Origin of the sequence: Sinomonas cyclohexanicum (assembly GCF_020886775.1) — a bacterium.
Lineage (GTDB): Bacteria > Actinomycetota > Actinomycetes > Actinomycetales > Micrococcaceae > Sinomonas > Sinomonas cyclohexanicum.
The window spans coordinates 2,273,448-2,289,536 of sequence record NZ_AP024525.1 but is presented as its reverse complement, the minus strand read 5'-3'; the positions used below and the strand labels follow the sequence as shown (position 1 = coordinate 2,289,536).

The 16,089-nt window shown below is 69.2% G+C and carries 12 protein-coding genes; 9 read left to right on the top strand and 3 right to left on the bottom strand.

Annotated elements, in window-relative coordinates:
- Window position 1: 1 nt before the first annotated feature.
- The 3 genes from SCMU_RS10950 to asnB all read right to left on the bottom strand — a co-directional run bounded on the left by SCMU_RS10950 (window position 2) and on the right by asnB (window position 6,152).
- A complete protein-coding gene (locus SCMU_RS10950) occupies window positions 2-1,330 on the bottom strand; it encodes a phosphoribosyltransferase family protein (RefSeq protein ID WP_229229202.1) in 1,329 nt (442 codons plus the stop codon).
- Between the two features lie 72 nt (window positions 1,331-1,402).
- Window positions 1,403-3,415, bottom strand: coding sequence for a M3 family metallopeptidase (locus tag SCMU_RS10945; RefSeq protein ID WP_229229201.1), 2,013 nt, complete (start codon window positions 3,413-3,415; stop codon window positions 1,403-1,405).
- Between the two features lie 73 nt (window positions 3,416-3,488).
- Complete coding sequence (asnB, locus tag SCMU_RS10940; protein WP_229229200.1) at window positions 3,489-6,152, bottom strand: asparagine synthase (glutamine-hydrolyzing); 2,664 nt, start codon at window positions 6,150-6,152, stop codon at window positions 3,489-3,491.
- A 94-nt stretch (window positions 6,153-6,246) separates the two neighbouring features.
- On the opposite strand from asnB, the gene pdxT reads away from it, so the two are divergent.
- From pdxT to SCMU_RS10895, 9 genes are all read left to right on the top strand, one after another.
- On the top strand, window positions 6,247-6,942 hold the full coding sequence (gene pdxT / locus SCMU_RS10935; protein ID WP_443020131.1) for a pyridoxal 5'-phosphate synthase glutaminase subunit PdxT: 696 nt from the start codon (window positions 6,247-6,249) through the stop codon (window positions 6,940-6,942).
- Between the two features lie 2 nt (window positions 6,943-6,944).
- Window positions 6,945-7,700, top strand: coding sequence for a YebC/PmpR family DNA-binding transcriptional regulator (locus tag SCMU_RS10930; RefSeq protein ID WP_229229198.1), 756 nt, complete (start codon window positions 6,945-6,947; stop codon window positions 7,698-7,700).
- A 54-nt stretch (window positions 7,701-7,754) separates the two neighbouring features.
- Complete coding sequence (ruvC, locus tag SCMU_RS10925; RefSeq protein WP_371829666.1) at window positions 7,755-8,339, top strand: crossover junction endodeoxyribonuclease RuvC; 585 nt, start codon at window positions 7,755-7,757, stop codon at window positions 8,337-8,339.
- 72 nt (window positions 8,340-8,411) lie between these two features.
- Window positions 8,412-9,053, top strand: a complete 642-nt coding sequence (gene ruvA, locus SCMU_RS10920; protein ID WP_229229197.1) for a Holliday junction branch migration protein RuvA — start codon at window positions 8,412-8,414, stop codon at window positions 9,051-9,053.
- On the top strand, window positions 9,046-10,134 hold the full coding sequence (ruvB, locus tag SCMU_RS10915) for a Holliday junction branch migration DNA helicase RuvB (RefSeq protein WP_229229196.1): 1,089 nt from the start codon (window positions 9,046-9,048) through the stop codon (window positions 10,132-10,134). The genes ruvA and ruvB overlap by 8 nt, the downstream gene beginning before the upstream one ends.
- Window positions 10,135-10,257: 123 nt before the next feature.
- Window positions 10,258-10,707, top strand: coding sequence for a preprotein translocase subunit YajC (gene yajC, locus SCMU_RS10910; protein ID WP_229229195.1), 450 nt, complete (start codon window positions 10,258-10,260; stop codon window positions 10,705-10,707).
- A 78-nt stretch (window positions 10,708-10,785) separates the two neighbouring features.
- Window positions 10,786-12,555 carry a protein translocase subunit SecD gene (gene secD / locus SCMU_RS10905; RefSeq protein ID WP_229229194.1) on the top strand — a complete coding sequence of 590 codons (1,770 nt, stop codon included), beginning with the start codon at window positions 10,786-10,788 and terminating at the stop codon, window positions 12,553-12,555.
- Window positions 12,555-13,550 (top strand): protein translocase subunit SecF, encoded by a 996-nt coding sequence (gene secF, locus SCMU_RS10900; RefSeq protein ID WP_229229193.1) that lies wholly within the window; start codon window positions 12,555-12,557, stop codon window positions 13,548-13,550. The genes secD and secF overlap by 1 nt, the downstream gene beginning before the upstream one ends.
- 217 nt (window positions 13,551-13,767) lie before the next feature.
- A complete protein-coding gene (locus tag SCMU_RS10895) occupies window positions 13,768-16,086 on the top strand; it encodes a RelA/SpoT family protein (RefSeq protein WP_443020306.1) in 2,319 nt (772 codons plus the stop codon).
- The last annotated feature ends 3 nt before the right edge of the window (window positions 16,087-16,089 follow it).

The window sequence follows — 16,089 nt, the reverse complement described above, 5'->3', positions numbered from 1 at the left end:
TTCAGGCCGGGCCCTCCCCGCCGACGGCCGCCGCACCGAGGTGTTCGACGAACCAGTCGCGCGCTAGGCGGGCGACGGCGTCGAGCGCCCCGGGCTCCTCGAAGAGGTGGGTCGCGCCGGGAACGATCTCGAGCCGGTTCGGGCACGTGAGGTGCCGTGCCGCTTCGCGGTTGAGCTCGAGGACCTGGCGGTCCGCGCCGCCCACGATCAGGAGTGTCGGCGCACGCACCGCTCCGAGCCGCTGGATGGCCAGGTCGGGGCGCCCGCCCCGTGAGACCACGGCGTCGATGCGGGCATCCGGATCGGCCGCGGACCACAGCGCCGCGGCCGCCCCGGTGCTCGCCCCGAAGTAGCCGATCGGCCTCTCGACGCCAGCGGCCCCGGCTCGGAGCCAGTCTGTCGCCGCGGAGAGGCGGGAGGCGAGGAGGCCGATGTCGAACACAGCACGCCGCTCGAGCTCCTCGTCGGGGGAGAGCAGGTCCAGCAGGAGCGTCCCGAGTCCGGCGTCCTGGAGGACGCGGGCAACGGCGCGATTGCGCGGGCTGTGGCGGCTGCTGCCGCTGCCGTGGGCGAAGACCACGACGCCGGCGGTCGCCGGCAGGTGCAGGCTCCCCTGGATGGTCACGCCGTCGACCGGGATGAGCACGTCCTCGTGCCTCGGGGCGGGACCTTTTGAACGTGACGCCGGCACCGGGCGGCGCGCCGCGGCGTCGAGGAGGTGCAGGACATCTTCGTCGCTTGTCGCGGAGAAATCGTTGTAGAAGCGGCCGACCGCCCGGAACGGCGACGGCGTCGAGAGGCACACGACCTCGTCGGCCTCGGCGAAGTCCCCGACCACGTCCTTCGGCCCGACCGGGACCGCGAGGATGACCCGTGCCGCCCCGAGTGCGCGTGCGATGGTGCACGCCACCCTCGCCGTGGACCCCGTCGCGATGCCGTCGTCCACCACGATGGCCGTCTTGCCGTTCAGGTCCTCGGGTGCCCGCACGGCCCTGATCTGCGCAACGCGGGCCTCGAGGACCTCACGCTCGCGGTGTTCGACGAGACCGAACTCGCGCTCGGTCACCCCCGAGAGTGACCTGACCCGATCGTCGACCACGCGCACGCCGTTCTCGCCGATCGCGCCCATGGCCAGTTCCTGCTGGAACGGGACGCCGAGCTTGCGCACCACGATGACATCCAGCGGAGCGCCCAGGCTGACCGCGACCTCGAACGCCACAGGCACGCCACCGCGGGGAAGGCCGAGGACGACCGTGTCGGGCCCGCGGAACCGGGTGAGCACGCGGGCCAGTTCCCGCCCGGCTTCGGTCCTGTCCTTGAAGACGTGCATGGCTCCTCCTCGCGTGTGGCCTCCACTGTCCTCCTTGCCAGCGCCGTCACACAGAGGCCAAGGGCCGTATCTTCAGGCGAGGCCGCGCCGCGCGATGAGCGGCGCGACGTCCGCATCCCGGCCTCGGAAGGCCCGGAACGATTCGAGCGGGTCCCGGGAGTTGCCCCGCGAGAGGAGCTCGCGGCGGAAGGTGTCGCCGTTGGCGCGCGTGAGCCCGCCGTTCTCCTTGAACCACTCGACCGTGTCCGCATCGAGCACCTCGCTCCAGATGTAGGACCAGTAGCCCGCCGCGTACCAGCCACCCGCGAAGATGTGCTGGAAGTACCCGGTCCGGTAGCGGGGCGGCACGAGCGCGACGGCCACACCGGCGTCGGCCAGCGCCGTGGCCTCGAAGGCGAGGGCGTCTCCGGCGTCGTCACCGCGACCGAGGCCGTGCCAGGCGAGGTCGAGGAGGGACGCGCCGAGGTACTCCGTCGTGGCGAATCCCTCACCCCAGAGCCTGGCCGCGTCGAGCCGGGCGAGGTCCTCCGCGGGGAGCGGCTCACCGGTCTCGTGGTGCCGCGCGAAGTGGCTTACCACCTCGGGCGCGAACATCCACATCTCGTTGACCTGCGAAGGGTACTCGACGAAGTCGCGGGGCACGTTCGTGCCGGAGAAGCGCGGGTACTCCACGTCCGAGAGCAGTCCGTGAAGGGCGTGCCCGAACTCGTGGAACACGGTCCGCAGCTCATCCAGGGTCAGGAGCGCGGGTTCGCCCGGGGCCGGTCTGGGCACGTTGAGGTTGTTCACGACGACGGGGGAGCGGCCCAGCAGCCGGGACTGCTCGACGAAGGAGTTCATCCACGCTCCGCCGCGCTTGGTCGGGCGGGCGAAGTAGTCGCCGAGGAACAGCCCGAGGCCGGAGCCGTCCGCGTCGAAGACCTCCCAGACGCGCACGTCCTCGTGGTAGCCCGCGAGGTCGGAACGCTCCGTGAACGAGAGACCGTACAGCTGGCCCGCCGCGTAGAAGACGCCGTCGGCGAGGACGCTGTCCAGCTCGAAGTAGTCGCGTAGGGCCCGCTCGTCCACCGCGTACTTCTCGCGGTGCACCTGGGCCGAGTAGAACGCCCAGTCCCATGGCTCGAGATCATGGCCCGCGGACTCGGCCAGGATCTCCGCCTCCGCGGCGGCGTTGCGCACTGCGGCCGGCGTCAGGCGCCCGAGCATGTCCTTGACCGCCGAGATGGACGGCGCGGTCTGGTCGTCCACGGCGAGCTCCGCGAAGTCCTTGAAGCCCAGGAGCTCGGCCTTCTCCGCCCGGAGGCGGGCCATGTCGGTCACGAGCGCGAGGACATCGGTCGGCCCGCCTGAGCTGCCGCGGGCCACCGAGGCCTCGAAGATGCGCTGGCGCAGCGCGCGGTCCTCGAGGACGGCGAGCTGCGGCTGGCTCGTCGGCTGGATGAACGTCAGGAGCCATCCCGACTCGTGGCCCGCCGCCCGCGCGGCCTCGGCAGCGGAGGCGCGGTCGTCCTCGGGCATGCCCGCCAGCTCGGACTCGTCCGTCACGAGGATCGCTGCTTCGTTGATTCCCTTCGCGACCCGTTGGCCGTACTCGGTGCCCAGCCGGGACAGCTCCGCGTTGACCGCGCGGAGGCGCTCCTGGCCGGCGTCGTCGAGTGCGACGCCGGCGCGCCGGAAGGCAGCCAGCCACTCCGAGACGAGCCGCGCCGACTCCGGATCGAGCCCCTCGGTGGGGACCGCGGCGAAGCGCGCGTAGAGGGCCCGGTTGAGGTAGATTGCGTCGTCGTGGGCGGAGAGCTCGGGCATGAGTTCCGTCTCGAGCGCGCGGATCCCTTCGGTGCCGTGGGAGGAGACCACGTTGAAGAACGCGGCGGAGGCGCGCGTGAGCAACTGCCCCGAACGCTCCATGGCGACGGCGGTGTTCTCGAAGTCGGGAGCCTGGTCCGAGGACGCGATGGCCTCGATCTCCGCGAGATGCTCCGCGAGGCCCGCACGGATCGCCTCCGCGTAGTGCTCGTCGCGGATCTCGGGGAAGGCCGGGAGGCCGTAGGGGAGCGTGCTGGGCGTCAGGAGCGGGTTGGTCATGAAAGGAGCCTTTCACGGGCTCTGGCCCCGGGCAAGGGATGCCCGGGGCCAGAGTGCGATGGCCTCGCGGTGGTCAGCCCTGCGTGAACACGAGGGACATCGGCGTGGCCTGAGAGCCCTGGCCCTGCGGGTTGTCCTTGAAGATGCCCGCGATGGTCTCCGTGGGCAGATCCGTGTCGTGGCCCATCACGACCACGCCGAGGTCGTTCGCATCCATGACGGCGGAGCCACCGAAGGACGCCACGGCCTCGGCCGGGAGGGCGGCGCGCACCGCGGCGCTGAGCGCACGTGCGACGCCGTCGGGATCCTTGGGCGCGAGCTTCACCGAGTTGCTGGCCGCGCCGAGGCTGTACGGGGTCGCGCCGTCGATTGCGTTGATGTTGTGGCCCACCACGTCGTAGAAGACGCCGCTCTTGCCCTGCAGCTTCCCGACGACCGAGGCGGCGGCGGCCTTCGCGATGAGCGGCAGGCCGACCTCGTTGATCGCGATCTGCATCGACCACGGGCTGCCGAGGCCGATCCCGGCCGGCGTGCGCGTCACGAACTTCGAGAGCACGCGCGCCGCAGGGGTCACGTTGATCTCCCAGACGGGGAACGACCGCCCCTGGGTGATCGCGACGATCTTCTCGCTCACGAGCAGGTACCACTTCTTGCCGTCGACGGCGGCACGCGCCTCCGCGGGCGCGTCCGGCAGCCCCTCGAAGAATCGCTTCACGTACGATGTGACGCCCGCGGCGAGGTCGGTGTCCTTCGCGAAGACCTCGGTCTGGAGCGGATACCTGCGGAACACCGAGCCGTTCGAGGCGATGTCGAGTTCCTTGCCCGGGTTCGCCTCGTAGTCGCTCTTGTCCGCCGTGACGTCCGCCGGGGCCTCGTCCTTGTCGATGAACTCGCGCAGCCAGAGCTCGACGTTCAGGAGGCGCCAGAAGATCATCGTGTCGGCGTCGTTCTTGCCGTTGAGGTACTCCTCGAAGGCCGTGAGGACCTGCTCGCGGTCCCAGTACGGGCGCGAGTAGAACGAGTTGGACATGAAGATCCTGTAGAGGCGCTCCTTCATGAGCTTGAACCACTCCGCCTCGGGCGTGGTGAAGCCGATCTTGTTGCGCCGGTTGCTGATCATCTCGGGCAGGAGGCCGCGCGTCGCGTCGCGGAGCACCCGCTTGTTCCAGCCTTCCTTGATGATCGCCTCGTCCGAGAGGGAGAACAGGTACTTGACCACTTCCTTGTCGAGGAATGGCACGCGGCCCTCGAGCGAGAAGCGCATCGTGTTCTTGTCCTCGTACCGCAGCAGCGAAGGGAGCGACTTCGCGAACAGGTCGTCGATGAGGCGGGCCTTGAGGTTGGCCGGGATGTTGCCGAACGACTCGCCGGAGAACTTCTCCGTCCAGGACTTCTTCAGCAGCGTGCCCATCGCGACGGACTTCTTGCCGCTGGCCATGCCCGCGAGGCGGAACCGGCCGAGGCGGTAGAAGATGTCGAGGCTCGACGACGACTCCTTGGCGAGCGTCGCGTAGTCGCCGGAGGCCTTGAGCTGGCGCAGGTAGGCGAAGTAGTAGGGGATGTAGCCGGCCATCATCTCGTCGGCGCCCTGGCCGTCGAGGAGCACGGTCACGTGCTTGGAGGCCTCCTTCATGACGCAGTACTGGGCGTACGGGCCCGAGGAGATGATCGGCTCCTCCATGGTGCGCACGAAGTCGACGAGGTCGGCATCGAAGCCCTCCGGCGTGGGCTTGATCTTGTGGGCCTCGACGTTGCCGCTGCACACGGCGATCGCGGCGTCGGCGTAGGCCTCCTCGTCGTTGATCGCGTTGGGGAACACCGCGCTGAAGGTGTTCTGCTTGGCGCCGACGGCCTCGAGGCCCTCGGCCTTCTCCTGCATGAGCCGGTTGATCGTCACGACGACGGCGGAGGAGTCGAGGCCGCCGGACAGTGCGCTGCCCACCGGGACCTCGGAGTTCAGGCGGATCCGGATGGCCTCGGTGAAGCGCCTGCGGTACTCGTCGACGACGTCCGGCGTGTACGGCGTGTTGACCTTGGCAAGCTCGGCGAGCTCCTCGCGGAGGCGCGTGTAGGAGGAGATGCGGAAGCGGCCCGAATCCAGCTCGACCGTCATCATCTCGCCGGGGAGGAGCTTGCGCACGCCCTCGAAGAACGTTTCCTCCGTGTCGTCGTGGATGCGGTACTGGAGGTAGCGGTACAGGATCCGCTCGTTGGGCTTGGCCTCGACGAGGCCCGTGGCGAGGATCGGCTTGATCTCGGAGGCGAACAGCAGCTGCGGCTCGTGCTCCGTTCCCGCGTTGGCCCAGTAGAGCGGCTTGATGCCGAAGTGGTCGCGGACGAGCACCAGCTGGTTGCGGCGCCGATCGAGGAGAGCGAGGCCGAACATGCCGTTGAAGCGGTCGAACGCCTCAGTGCCCCACTGCTCGTAGGCCTGGAGGACCACCTCGGTATCCGAGGCGGTGCGGAACCTGCGGCCGAGCTGCTCGAGCTCGGCGCGCAGCTCGCGGTAGTTGTAGACCTCGCCGTTGTAGACGAGGACGGTCTCGCCGTCGGCGCTCACCATGGGCTCCTGGCCGTGGGCGACGTCGACGATCGCCAGCCGGCGGTGGGCGAGGCCCACGTTGCCCTCTGCGAAGTACCCCTCGCCGTCGGGCCCGCGGTGCACGATGCAGCTGTTCATCTCCTTCAGGAGTGATTCCTCGAGCCCAGCGCCGAAGTATCCGGCGATTCCGCACATAGTGCTGTCCTCATCTGTCGGAAGTGAAGGTCCGCGGTCCATGCTACCGGCGGGCCTCCGGGCCGGGCGGCCGGGCGGGGGTGACTACACTGTCATGGTGACCCAGAACCCCCCTCTTCCATCCTCGTCGGACGTGACACCGGACGCGCCCGTTGTCGGCGTGCTGGCGCTCCAGGGCGACGTGCGCGAGCATCTCGCGGCGCTGGCCCATGCCGGGGCGCGTGCGGTGAAGGTGCGGCGGCCGGAGGAGCTCGAGGGGCTGGACGGGCTCGTCATCCCCGGCGGAGAGTCCACGACGATCGACAAGCTCGCACGCGCGTTCGGCATCACCGAGCCGCTGCGGGCCAAGATCCGCGCCGGCTTCCCGGTGTACGGCTCGTGCGCGGGCATGATCCTCCTCGCTGACGAGATCGCCGACCCGACCGAGGACCTCTCGGGCCGCCCCCAGGAGTCCTTCGGCGGCCTGGACATCACGGTGCGGCGCAACGCCTTCGGCCGCCAGCGGGAGTCGTTCGAAACGGACCTCGACTTCAAGGAGGTCGACCAGGCGGGGGGACCGGTGCATGCGGTGTTCATCCGCGGTCCGTGGGTCGAAAGGGTGGGTCCGGGCGTCGAAGTCCTCGCCGAGGTCGACCCGGCCCACGCGTCGCACACGGCCACGCTTGGGGGCAGGTCTAGAATTGTCGCAGTGCGTTCTGGAGCGCTGCTCGCGACATCCTTCCACCCCGAGGTGACGGGCGAGACACGGATCCATGAACTTTTCATCCGCATGATCAGGACAGGAGCATAGGCATGTCCGGCCACTCCAAATGGGCGACCACCAAGCACAAGAAGGCCGTCATCGACGCCAAGCGTGCCAAGGCGTTCGCGAAGTACATCAAGACCATCGAGGTCGCGGCCCGGATGGGCGGCCCAGACCTCTCCGGCAACCCCGCCCTCGACCTAGCGGTCAGCAAGGCGAAGAAGAACTCGGTCCCGAACGACAACATCGACCGTGCGATCAAGCGCGGCGCGGGCCTGACCGGCGAGGCGATCGAGTACACCGAGATCACGTACGAGGCCCGCGGCCCGCAGGGCTCCGCGCTCCTCATCGAATGCCTCACGGAGAACCGCAACCGTGCGGCGGCGGACGTCCGCCTCGCCGTGACGCGCAACGGCGGCACGATGGCGGACCAGGGGTCCGTCAACTACCTCTTCACCCGCAAGGGCGTGGTGAGCCTGCCGAAGAACGGCCTGTCCGAGGACGACCTGCTCATGGCCGTCCTCGACGCCGGCGCCGAGGAGGTCAAGGACGGAGGCGAGAACTGGATCGTGTACTCGGACCCCAGCGACCTCCAGGGCATCCGCGACGCCCTCAACGAGGCAGGCATCGAGTACGACACCGATGAGGCCGAGTTCGTCCCCTCGATGGAGGTCGGGCTCGATGCCGATGGCGCGCGCAAGTTCGTGCGCCTCGTCGATGCGCTCGAGGACCTCGACGATGTCCAGAACGTGTACTCGAACGCGGACATGAGCGACGAGGTCATGGCGGAGCTCGAGAACGACTGAACCGTGTCCGCTTCTGCTGATGCCGATGCCGGCGCGGTGAGGCCCGGGTCTGCCCTGCGTGTGCTGGGCGTCGACCCGGGCCTCACGCGTTGCGGGATCGGTGTGGTCGACGTCGCGCGGGACCGCAAGGCGACGCTCGTCGGCGTGACGGTCGTCGGGACGAAGGCGGATGAGCCCCTCGATGCCCGACTGCTTGCGATTGCGACGGCGATCGACGAGTGGCTCGATCGGCATCGCCCGGACGTGGTCGCGGTCGAGCGGGTCTTCTCGCAGATGAACGTCAGCACCGTGATGGGCGTCGCCCAGGCCTCGGGAATCGTCATCGCGGCCGCCGCGAGGCGGGGCATCCCGGTCGCGCTGCACACCCCGAGCGAGGTCAAGGCCGCGGTGACCGGGAGCGGCCGAGCGGACAAGGAGGCGATCACGCGGATGGTCACGAAGATCCTCCGGCTCGAGACCGCACCGCGGCCCGCGGACGCCGCGGACGCCCTCGCCCTCGCCCTCGCCCACGCGTGGCGCGGCAGCGCGCCGGGCTCGCCGTCCGCGGCGGGACGCACGACGGCGGTGGGGGCCTCGGCGTTGACGCCTGCGCAGCGCCTGTGGCAGGAGGCGGAGGCGAGGGCGCGCCGCGGCAGATGAGGCGGGTGGCCGGCGTCGGCCGCTAGAGTTCTCGTAGATATGTTCGGATCCAGCGAAGCGCTAGGAGTGTCGGTGATCAGCTTTCTCCGTGGGCCGGTGGCGCACGTGGGCCTGTCCTCGTGCGTGGTGGACGTCAACGGTGTGGGCATGTCCTTCTGGGCGACCCCGCAGACCCTTGCGGGCCTGAGGGTCGGCGAGGAGGCGACGGTCCACACGTCTCTCGTGGTGCGCGAGGACTCGCTGACGCTGTTCGGATTCGCCGCGCCGGAGGAGCGCGAGGTCTTCGAGGTACTCCTCGGGGTCTCGGGCGTGGGACCCCGCCTCGCGCTGGCGGTTCTCGCCGTGCACACCCCGGAGGCCGTTCGGGTCGCGGCGCACACCGAGGACGCGAAGGCCTTCACCAAGGTCCCGGGGATCGGCCCGAAGGTGGGGGCGCGGCTCGTCCTTGAGCTCAAGGGCAAGCTCGTGCCCCTCGGTTCGGGCGACGTGCACGCCGCTGCCCCGGCGCAGGCGGATGCGGCGTGGAAGCCCCAGGTCATCGCGGCCATGGCCTCGCTGGGGTGGAGCGAGAAGGACGCCGCCTCGAGCATCGACAAGGCCATGGCAGATGCGCCCGAGATCGCGGAGGCCGGAAGCGTGCCGGAGATCCTGCGTGCGACCCTTCGCTGGCTGGGCCAGGGCGCACGAGCCGTGAAGGCTGGCGCCCGTGGCTGAGCCTTCGCTCGTGGCGAGCCAGGAGGAACCGGAGGAGCGTGTCATCGAGGCCGCTCTCCGGCCCAAGTTCCTCGACGAGTTCGTGGGGCAGGCCCGAGTGCGCCGCCAGCTCTCGCTCGTACTGGAGGCGAGCCGGCTCCGCGGCCGGACCGCGGACCACGTGCTGCTCTCCGGGCCCCCCGGGCTCGGGAAGACCACCCTCGCCATGATCATCGCGGGGGAGATGAACGCCCCGCTGAGGATCTCTTCGGGGCCCGCGATCCAGCACGCGGGAGACCTCGCGGCCATCCTCTCGTCGCTGTCCGAGGGGGAGGTCCTGTTCCTCGACGAGATCCACCGCATGTCGCGTCCCGCCGAGGAGATGCTGTACATGGCGATGGAGGACTTCCGGGTCGACATCGTGGTGGGCAAGGGCGCGGGCGCGACTGCTATCCCGCTCGACCTGCCGCCGTTCACGCTGGTCGGGGCGACGACGCGGGCCGGCCTGCTGCCCGGTCCCTTGCGAGATCGCTTCGGGTTCACCGGCCACCTCGAGTTCTACTCGGTCGAGGAGCTCGAGCTCGTCCTGAGGCGCTCGGCGGGCCTCCTGGACCTCAAGGTGACGTCCGCGGGCTTCACGGAGGTGGCCGGACGCTCGCGCGGCACCCCGCGCATCGCGAACCGGCTCCTGCGGCGGGTCAGGGACTGGGCGCTCGTGCACGGGATCGACCAGATCGACGCCCGTACGGCGGGGGCGGCGCTGGACATGTACGAGGTGGACGCCCGGGGACTCGACCGGTTGGACCGGTCTGTGCTCTCGGCGCTGGCCACGAAGTTCGGGGGAGGCCCCGTGGGGCTCTCGACCCTCGCGATTGCGGTGGGCGAGGAGCCCGAGACGGTCGAGACGGTGGCGGAGCCCTACCTCGTCCGCGAGGGGCTCATGGGCAGGACCCCGCGCGGACGGATCGCGACGCCGCTCGCGTACTCGCATCTCGGGCTGCCGGTCCCGGCCGATGCTCCGTTCGCCGGCAACGCGGCGTTCGCTGACAGCGCAACCCTGTTCGGCCCGGGATCGGACGAGGACGCTGGTTCGTTGGACTGAGCGCCACGCCCCTGCGTGAGCCACTACACTGAAAGACATGCTTCCCGCTGAGCCGGGAGCCTCATGCTGTGCCCGGGACCGCCCTGGCCGGTTCCCGTGCCCACGAAACAGATTGGACCTCGCATGGACCTGATGACCATCCTCCTGTTGGCCGTCTTCGCCTTCTTCATCTTCACGATGTTCCGTCGGAACAAGAAGGCCCAGCAGCAGCAGAGAGAGATGCAGTCCCAGTTCGCGCCGGGCGTCGAGGTCATGACGAGCTTCGGCCTGTACGGCCGGATCGTCTCGATTGACGATGCCGAGAACAAGGTCGTCCTCGAGCTCAGCCCCGGCACTGAGGCCACCGTCCACCGGCAGGCCGTCACCAAGGTCGTCGAGCCGACCGCACCCGCGGAGGATTCCGCTACCGAGGCTGGCCTCGGGACCGGTGACATCCCCTCCGAGGCGGGCAGCGCGCCGTCGTCCGGCATCTCCCTCGGCAAGGACGCCTCGCCCGCGCCGCAGGAGCAGCTGAACGAGACGCCCGAGGAGACCCTGCGGCGCCTCAACGACGAGGGCAAGAACGCCCACTAAGTCCGTTACACGCCGCCCGGCGCACATACCGGGCGGCGTGCGCGTCCACCGGGCGAACTCCACCATCGAAGGACCACCATGGCACGATCCCGCACGCGGCCGGGACTCAAGACACTCATCTCCCTCGGCGTGATCCTCGTCGCCCTCGTCGGCATCCTCGCCGGCGGGGTGATCGCAGGCAAGGCCTCCTGGGCCCCCAAGCTCGCCCTCGACCTCGAGGGCGGCACCGAGATGATCCTCTCCCCGAAGGTCTCCGACGGGTCCCAGATCAACCAGGACCAGCTCAACCAGGCCGTCGAGATCATCCGCCAGCGCGTGGACGGCTCCGGCGTCGCCGAGGCCGAGATCAGCACCCAGTCCGGGCGCAACGTCGTCGTGAGCCTCCCAGGGACCCCGTCCGCCGAGACCCGGCAGCTCATCCAGGCCTCGGCCGACATGAACTTCCGGCCCGTCCTCATGGCGGGCGATCCTGCTGCCGTTCCGCAGGACCAGCGGCTTACCGACGACAAGCTCCCCAAGCCGACCGCTGCGCCCACCGACGCGAGCGACAGCAACTGGATCACGGCCGACGTGTACAAGCAGTACGAGGCCCTTGACTGCACCCAGCCGCAGGCGGAGAAGACCCAGCGCTCGGATCCCTCCAAGCCGCTCGTCACGTGCGAGCCGGCCGACGGCACGCGGCCCGCGACGAAGTACATCCTCGGTCCGGTCGAGATCGCCGGCACCGACATCTCCGGCTCGACGTTCCAGCTCCAGCAGGGCCAGCAGGGCGCGGTGACCAACGAGTGGGCCGTGAACATCCAGTTCAACGGCGACGGAACGCAGAAGTTCAAGGCCGTCACGACGCGCCTGAATGGCTTCTACGTCGCGAACCAGAACGACCCCAAGGCCCAGTTCGCGATCGTCCTGGACGACAAGGTGCTCTCGGCTCCGCGCACGCTGGCCGTCATCACCGACGGGCGGCCGCAGATCACGGGCAACTTCACCCAGCAGAGCGCGCAGGCGCTCTCCGACCAGCTCCGCTACGGCGCACTGCCGATCAGCTTCGAGATCCAGAGCGAGCAGCAGATCTCCGCGACGCTCGGCACGCAGCAGCTCGAGATGGGCCTCCTCGCGGGCGGGATCGGACTCCTGCTCGTGGTCATCTACTCGCTGTTCCAGTACCGGGCCCTCGGCTTCGTCACGATCGCGTCGCTCGTCGTCGCCGGCGCGCTGACCTACCTCGCGATCGCCATCCTCGGCTGGACCCAGAACTACCGGCTCTCGCTCGCCGGCGTGGCGGGCCTCATCGTCGCCATCGGCCAGACGGCTGACTCGTTCATCGTGTACTTCGAGCGCATCCGCGACGAGCTACGTGAAGGACGCGGACTCGTCTCCGCGGTCGAGAACGGCTGGAAGCGCGCCAAGAGGACCGTGCTGGCCTCCAAGGCGGTCAACCTGCTGGCGGCCGTGGTGCTGTACTTCGTGGCCGTGGGCAACGTGCGCGGCTTCGCGTTCACGCTCGGCCTCACGGCGATCGCCGACCTCATCGTCGTGTTCATCTTCACCCACCCGACGCTCCAGATGCTTGCGCGGACCCGGTTCTTCGGCGAGGGGCACCGGTTCTCCGGGCTCGATCCCGCCCGCCTCGGCGCCGTGCCGCTGTACCGCGGCGCGGGCCGGCTCCGGGAGGCCTCCGAGGCGGCCAAGGCCAACCTCAAGCCCAAGAACAGCGCCGCAGCGGGCGAGGCTGGGCGCCGCATGACCATCGCCGAGCGCCGCGCGGCCGAGGCGCAGAAGCAGTCCGAGATGTCCTCCGCATCGGGGCGGTCCAGCCGCACGCCCGAGCGCACGGGGGAGGAGAACTGATGTCCAACTTCTTCGCGCGCTTCGGCAACGAGCTGTACGCCGGCAAGCGCTCCTACCCGTTCGTGGAGCGCAAGAGGCTCTGGCTCGGCATCGCCGGGGTGCTCACGATCGTGTCGATCCTCATTCCGCTCCTCTCGGGCGGCTTCAACCTCGGAATCGAGTTCCGCGGCGGCAGCGAGTTCCGCGTCTCCGAGACGACGTCCACCGACGTCCACCTCGGGGAGCAGGCTGTGGACGCGGTGGCGCCGGGCAACCAGCCGCGCGTGAGCAACATCGCGCCCGGGACGATGCGCGTCCAGACCGAGCGGCTCAGCGACAACCAGACCCTCGAGGTGAAGGACAAGCTTGCCTCCGCCTACGGCGTCGGCGCGGACCACGTGACGTCCTCCTTCGTCGGCCCGACCTGGGGCGCGGACGTATCCCAGCAGGCACTGCTCGGGTTCATCATCTTCGTGGTCCTGGCGGCCGTCCTGATGGCGCTGTACTTCCGCACGTGGAAGATGTCGCTGTCCGCGCTCACCGGGATGTTCGTCACCATGATCGTCACGGGCGGCGTGTACGCCGCCAGCGGGTTCGAGGTGACGCCGTCAGCCATCATCGGGTTCCTGACCATCCTCAGCTACTCGCTGTACGACACGGTCGTGGTGTTCGACAAGATCCGTGAGAACACCGCGGACATCACCTCGTCCACGCGCCGCACGTTCGCCGAGGAGGTCAACCTCGCCGTCAACCAGACGCTCGTGCGGTCGATCAACACCATGATGGTCGCCGTCCTCCCGGTCGCCGCGATCCTGTTCATCGGGGCCGGCCTGCTCGGTGCGGGCACCCTGCGCGACCTCTCGCTGGCGCTGTTCGTGGGCATCCTCATCGGCACGGCCGCGACGATCTTCATCGCCGCGCCGATGTACGCCTGGCTGCGGGAGCACGAGCCAGCGCTCGTCAAGCAGGCTGAGCGCGTCCACGCGCGTCGGTCCACGGCGAACGCGGGCGTCTGACCCTCGTCGTCGGGCATACACTGAGGGAATCCCGTACAGACCGAACGTGGTCTGGGAATTCCGTCAAGGAGTGGAGGTGCCCTCAGTGGTCGAGCGTCCGGCATCGTCCCCGGCCCAGTCCGGTACTCCCGGTGCCGCAGAGAGCGGCACCGGGAGGACGACGTCGCCCGCTCCGGAGCGCCGCCCCGCCGCGGCCCCGCCCCCAGCCGCCCCAGCCGTGAACGGCGCCCCGGGCGGCAGTGGGCTGGTGGGCGGAGACAGTCTCCTCGAGAGGCCCACGCTCGGGCGCAGGGACTGGTCCTTCGCCCGGCTTGCCCGGCTCACGGGGCGCGGTCCGAGCGCCCACTCGCCGATCCTGGAGCCACTCCTTCGCACGGTGCGGGCCAACAACCCCCGCGAGGACTTCGAGCTCATCCAACGTGCATACGAGGTCGCGGAGCGCAGCCATCAGGGCCAGAAGCGCAAGAGCGGCGACCCGTACATCACCCACCCCGTTGCAGTGGCCACGATCCTCGCCGAGCTCGGCATGACTGGGACTACGCTGGCCGCGGCGCTGCTGCACGACACGGTCGAGGACACGTCCTACACGCTGGACCAGCTCCGCAAGGACTTCGGCCCCGAGGTCGCGATGCTGGTCGACGGGGTCACGAAGCTCGACAAGGTCCAGTTCGGCGAGGCGGCGCAGTCCGAGACGGTCCGCAAAATGGTCGTGGCCATGGCCAAGGACATCCGCGTGCTCGTCATCAAGCTCGCTGATCGGCTGCACAACGCCCGCACCTGGCGGTTCGTTTCCCCGGAGTCGTCCGCGCGGAAGGCGCGCGAGACGCTCGAGATCTTTGCGCCGCTGGCCCACAGGCTCGGCATGAACACCATCAAGTGGGAGCTCGAGGACCTCTCCTTCGCGGCCCTCTACCCCAAGGTGTACGAGGAGATCGTGCGCATGGTGGGGGCGCGGACCCCCGAGAGGGAGAAGCAGCTCTCGGTCATCCGGACGCAGATCGCCGACGACCTGCGTGCCGCCAAGATCAAGGCGGAGATCACCGGGCGCCCCAAGCACTACTACTCGATCTATCAGAAGATGATCGTCCGCCAGAAGGAATTCGACGACATCAACGACCTCATGGGCGTGCGGGTCCTCGTCGACACCGTCCGTGACTGCTATGCAGTACTGGGCACGCTGCATGCACGCTGGAACCCCCTGCCGGGGCGTTTCAAGGACTACATCGCGATGCCCAAGTTCAACATGTACCAGTCGCTCCACACGACCGTGATCGGCCCCGGCGGCAAGCCTGTCGAGATCCAGATCCGCACGCATGACATGCACCGACGCGCCGAGTACGGCGTCGCGGCGCACTGGAAGTACAAGGACCAGCCGGGAGCCCAGAGCCACAGCCCCAGTGGCAAGGCGTCCGAGATGGGCTGGCTCCGCTCGCTCGTGGACTGGCAGCAGGAGACGTCCGACCCGGGGGAGTTCCTCGACTCGCTCCGCTTCGAGATCAACGCGAAGGAAGTCTTCGTGTTCACGCCCAAGGGCGAGGTCATGGCGCTTCCCGCCGGATCGACCCCGGTCGACTTCGCGTACGCGGTGCACACCGAAGTCGGCCACCGGACCATCGGCGCGCGGGTCAACGGCAAGCTCGTGCCGCTCAACAGCGAGCTGAACCACGGCGACTGGGTCGAGATCTTCACGTCCAAGGCCGAGGGGGCCGGGCCGAGCCAGGACTGGCAGCACTTCGTCAAGAGCGCCCGCGCCCGCAACAAGATCCGGCAGTGGTTCTCCAAGGAGCGTCGCGAGGAGGCCATCGACAAGGGCAAGGATCTCTTGACGCGGGCCATGCGCAAGCAGAACCTTCCCCTGCAGCGGCTCCTGAGCCACGATGCCCTGCTCGCGGTGGCACAGGAGTTCCGCTACACGGACATCGCCGGACTCTACGCGGGCATCGGGGACGGTCACGCCTCGGCGCAGTCGGTCGTCGAGAAGCTCGTCGACAGCCTCGGCGGGGCCGCGGGAGCCGCGGAGGACATCGCAGAGACCATAGCCCCCACGAAGGGCAGCGTGCCGCCGCGGTACTCGAACTCTGGGGTGATCGTGAAGGGCGTCGGGGACGTCTGGGTCAAGCTCGCCCGGTGCTGCACTCCCGTGCCGCCGGACCCGATCGTCGGGTTCGTGACCCGTGGCTCGGGCGTGTCGGTGCACCGGACGGACTGTACGAACATCGCGACGCTGCGTTCCGAGCCGGACCGCATGGTCGACGTCGAGTGGGCGCCGACGCAGTCCAGCGTGTTCCTCGTGGAGATCCAGGTGGAGGCCCTCGACCGCAAGAGCCTCCTCTCCGACGTCACCCGGGTGCTCTCGGAGAACCACGTGAACATTCTCTCGGCCCACGTGCACACCTCGACCGATCGGCTCGCCGTCTCCCGTTTCGCATTCGAGATGGGGGATCCGAAGTACCTCAGCCACGTGCTCAGCGCCGTGCGCCGGATTGACGGCGTCTTCGACGTCTACCGCACTACCGGGAACCGCCGCCGCACCTGAGCC

What these genes read in the sequence shown, in the direction of transcription:
- SCMU_RS10950 (WP_229229202.1), bottom strand. Translation starts at nt 1,330, where the DNA reads ATGCACGTCTTCAAGGACAGGACCGAAGCCGGGCGGGAACTGGCCCGC.
- SCMU_RS10945 (WP_229229201.1), bottom strand. Translation starts at nt 3,415, where the DNA reads ATGACCAACCCGCTCCTGACGCCCAGCACGCTCCCCTACGGCCTCCCG.
- asnB (WP_229229200.1), bottom strand. Translation starts at nt 6,152, where the DNA reads ATGTGCGGAATCGCCGGATACTTCGGCGCTGGGCTCGAGGAATCACTC.
- pdxT (WP_443020131.1), top strand. Translation starts at nt 6,247, where the DNA reads ATGGTGACCCAGAACCCCCCTCTTCCATCCTCGTCGGACGTGACACCG.
- SCMU_RS10930 (WP_229229198.1), top strand. Translation starts at nt 6,945, where the DNA reads ATGTCCGGCCACTCCAAATGGGCGACCACCAAGCACAAGAAGGCCGTC.
- yajC (WP_229229195.1), top strand. Translation starts at nt 10,258, where the DNA reads ATGGACCTGATGACCATCCTCCTGTTGGCCGTCTTCGCCTTCTTCATC.
- secD (WP_229229194.1), top strand. Translation starts at nt 10,786, where the DNA reads ATGGCACGATCCCGCACGCGGCCGGGACTCAAGACACTCATCTCCCTC.
- secF (WP_229229193.1), top strand. Translation starts at nt 12,555, where the DNA reads ATGTCCAACTTCTTCGCGCGCTTCGGCAACGAGCTGTACGCCGGCAAG.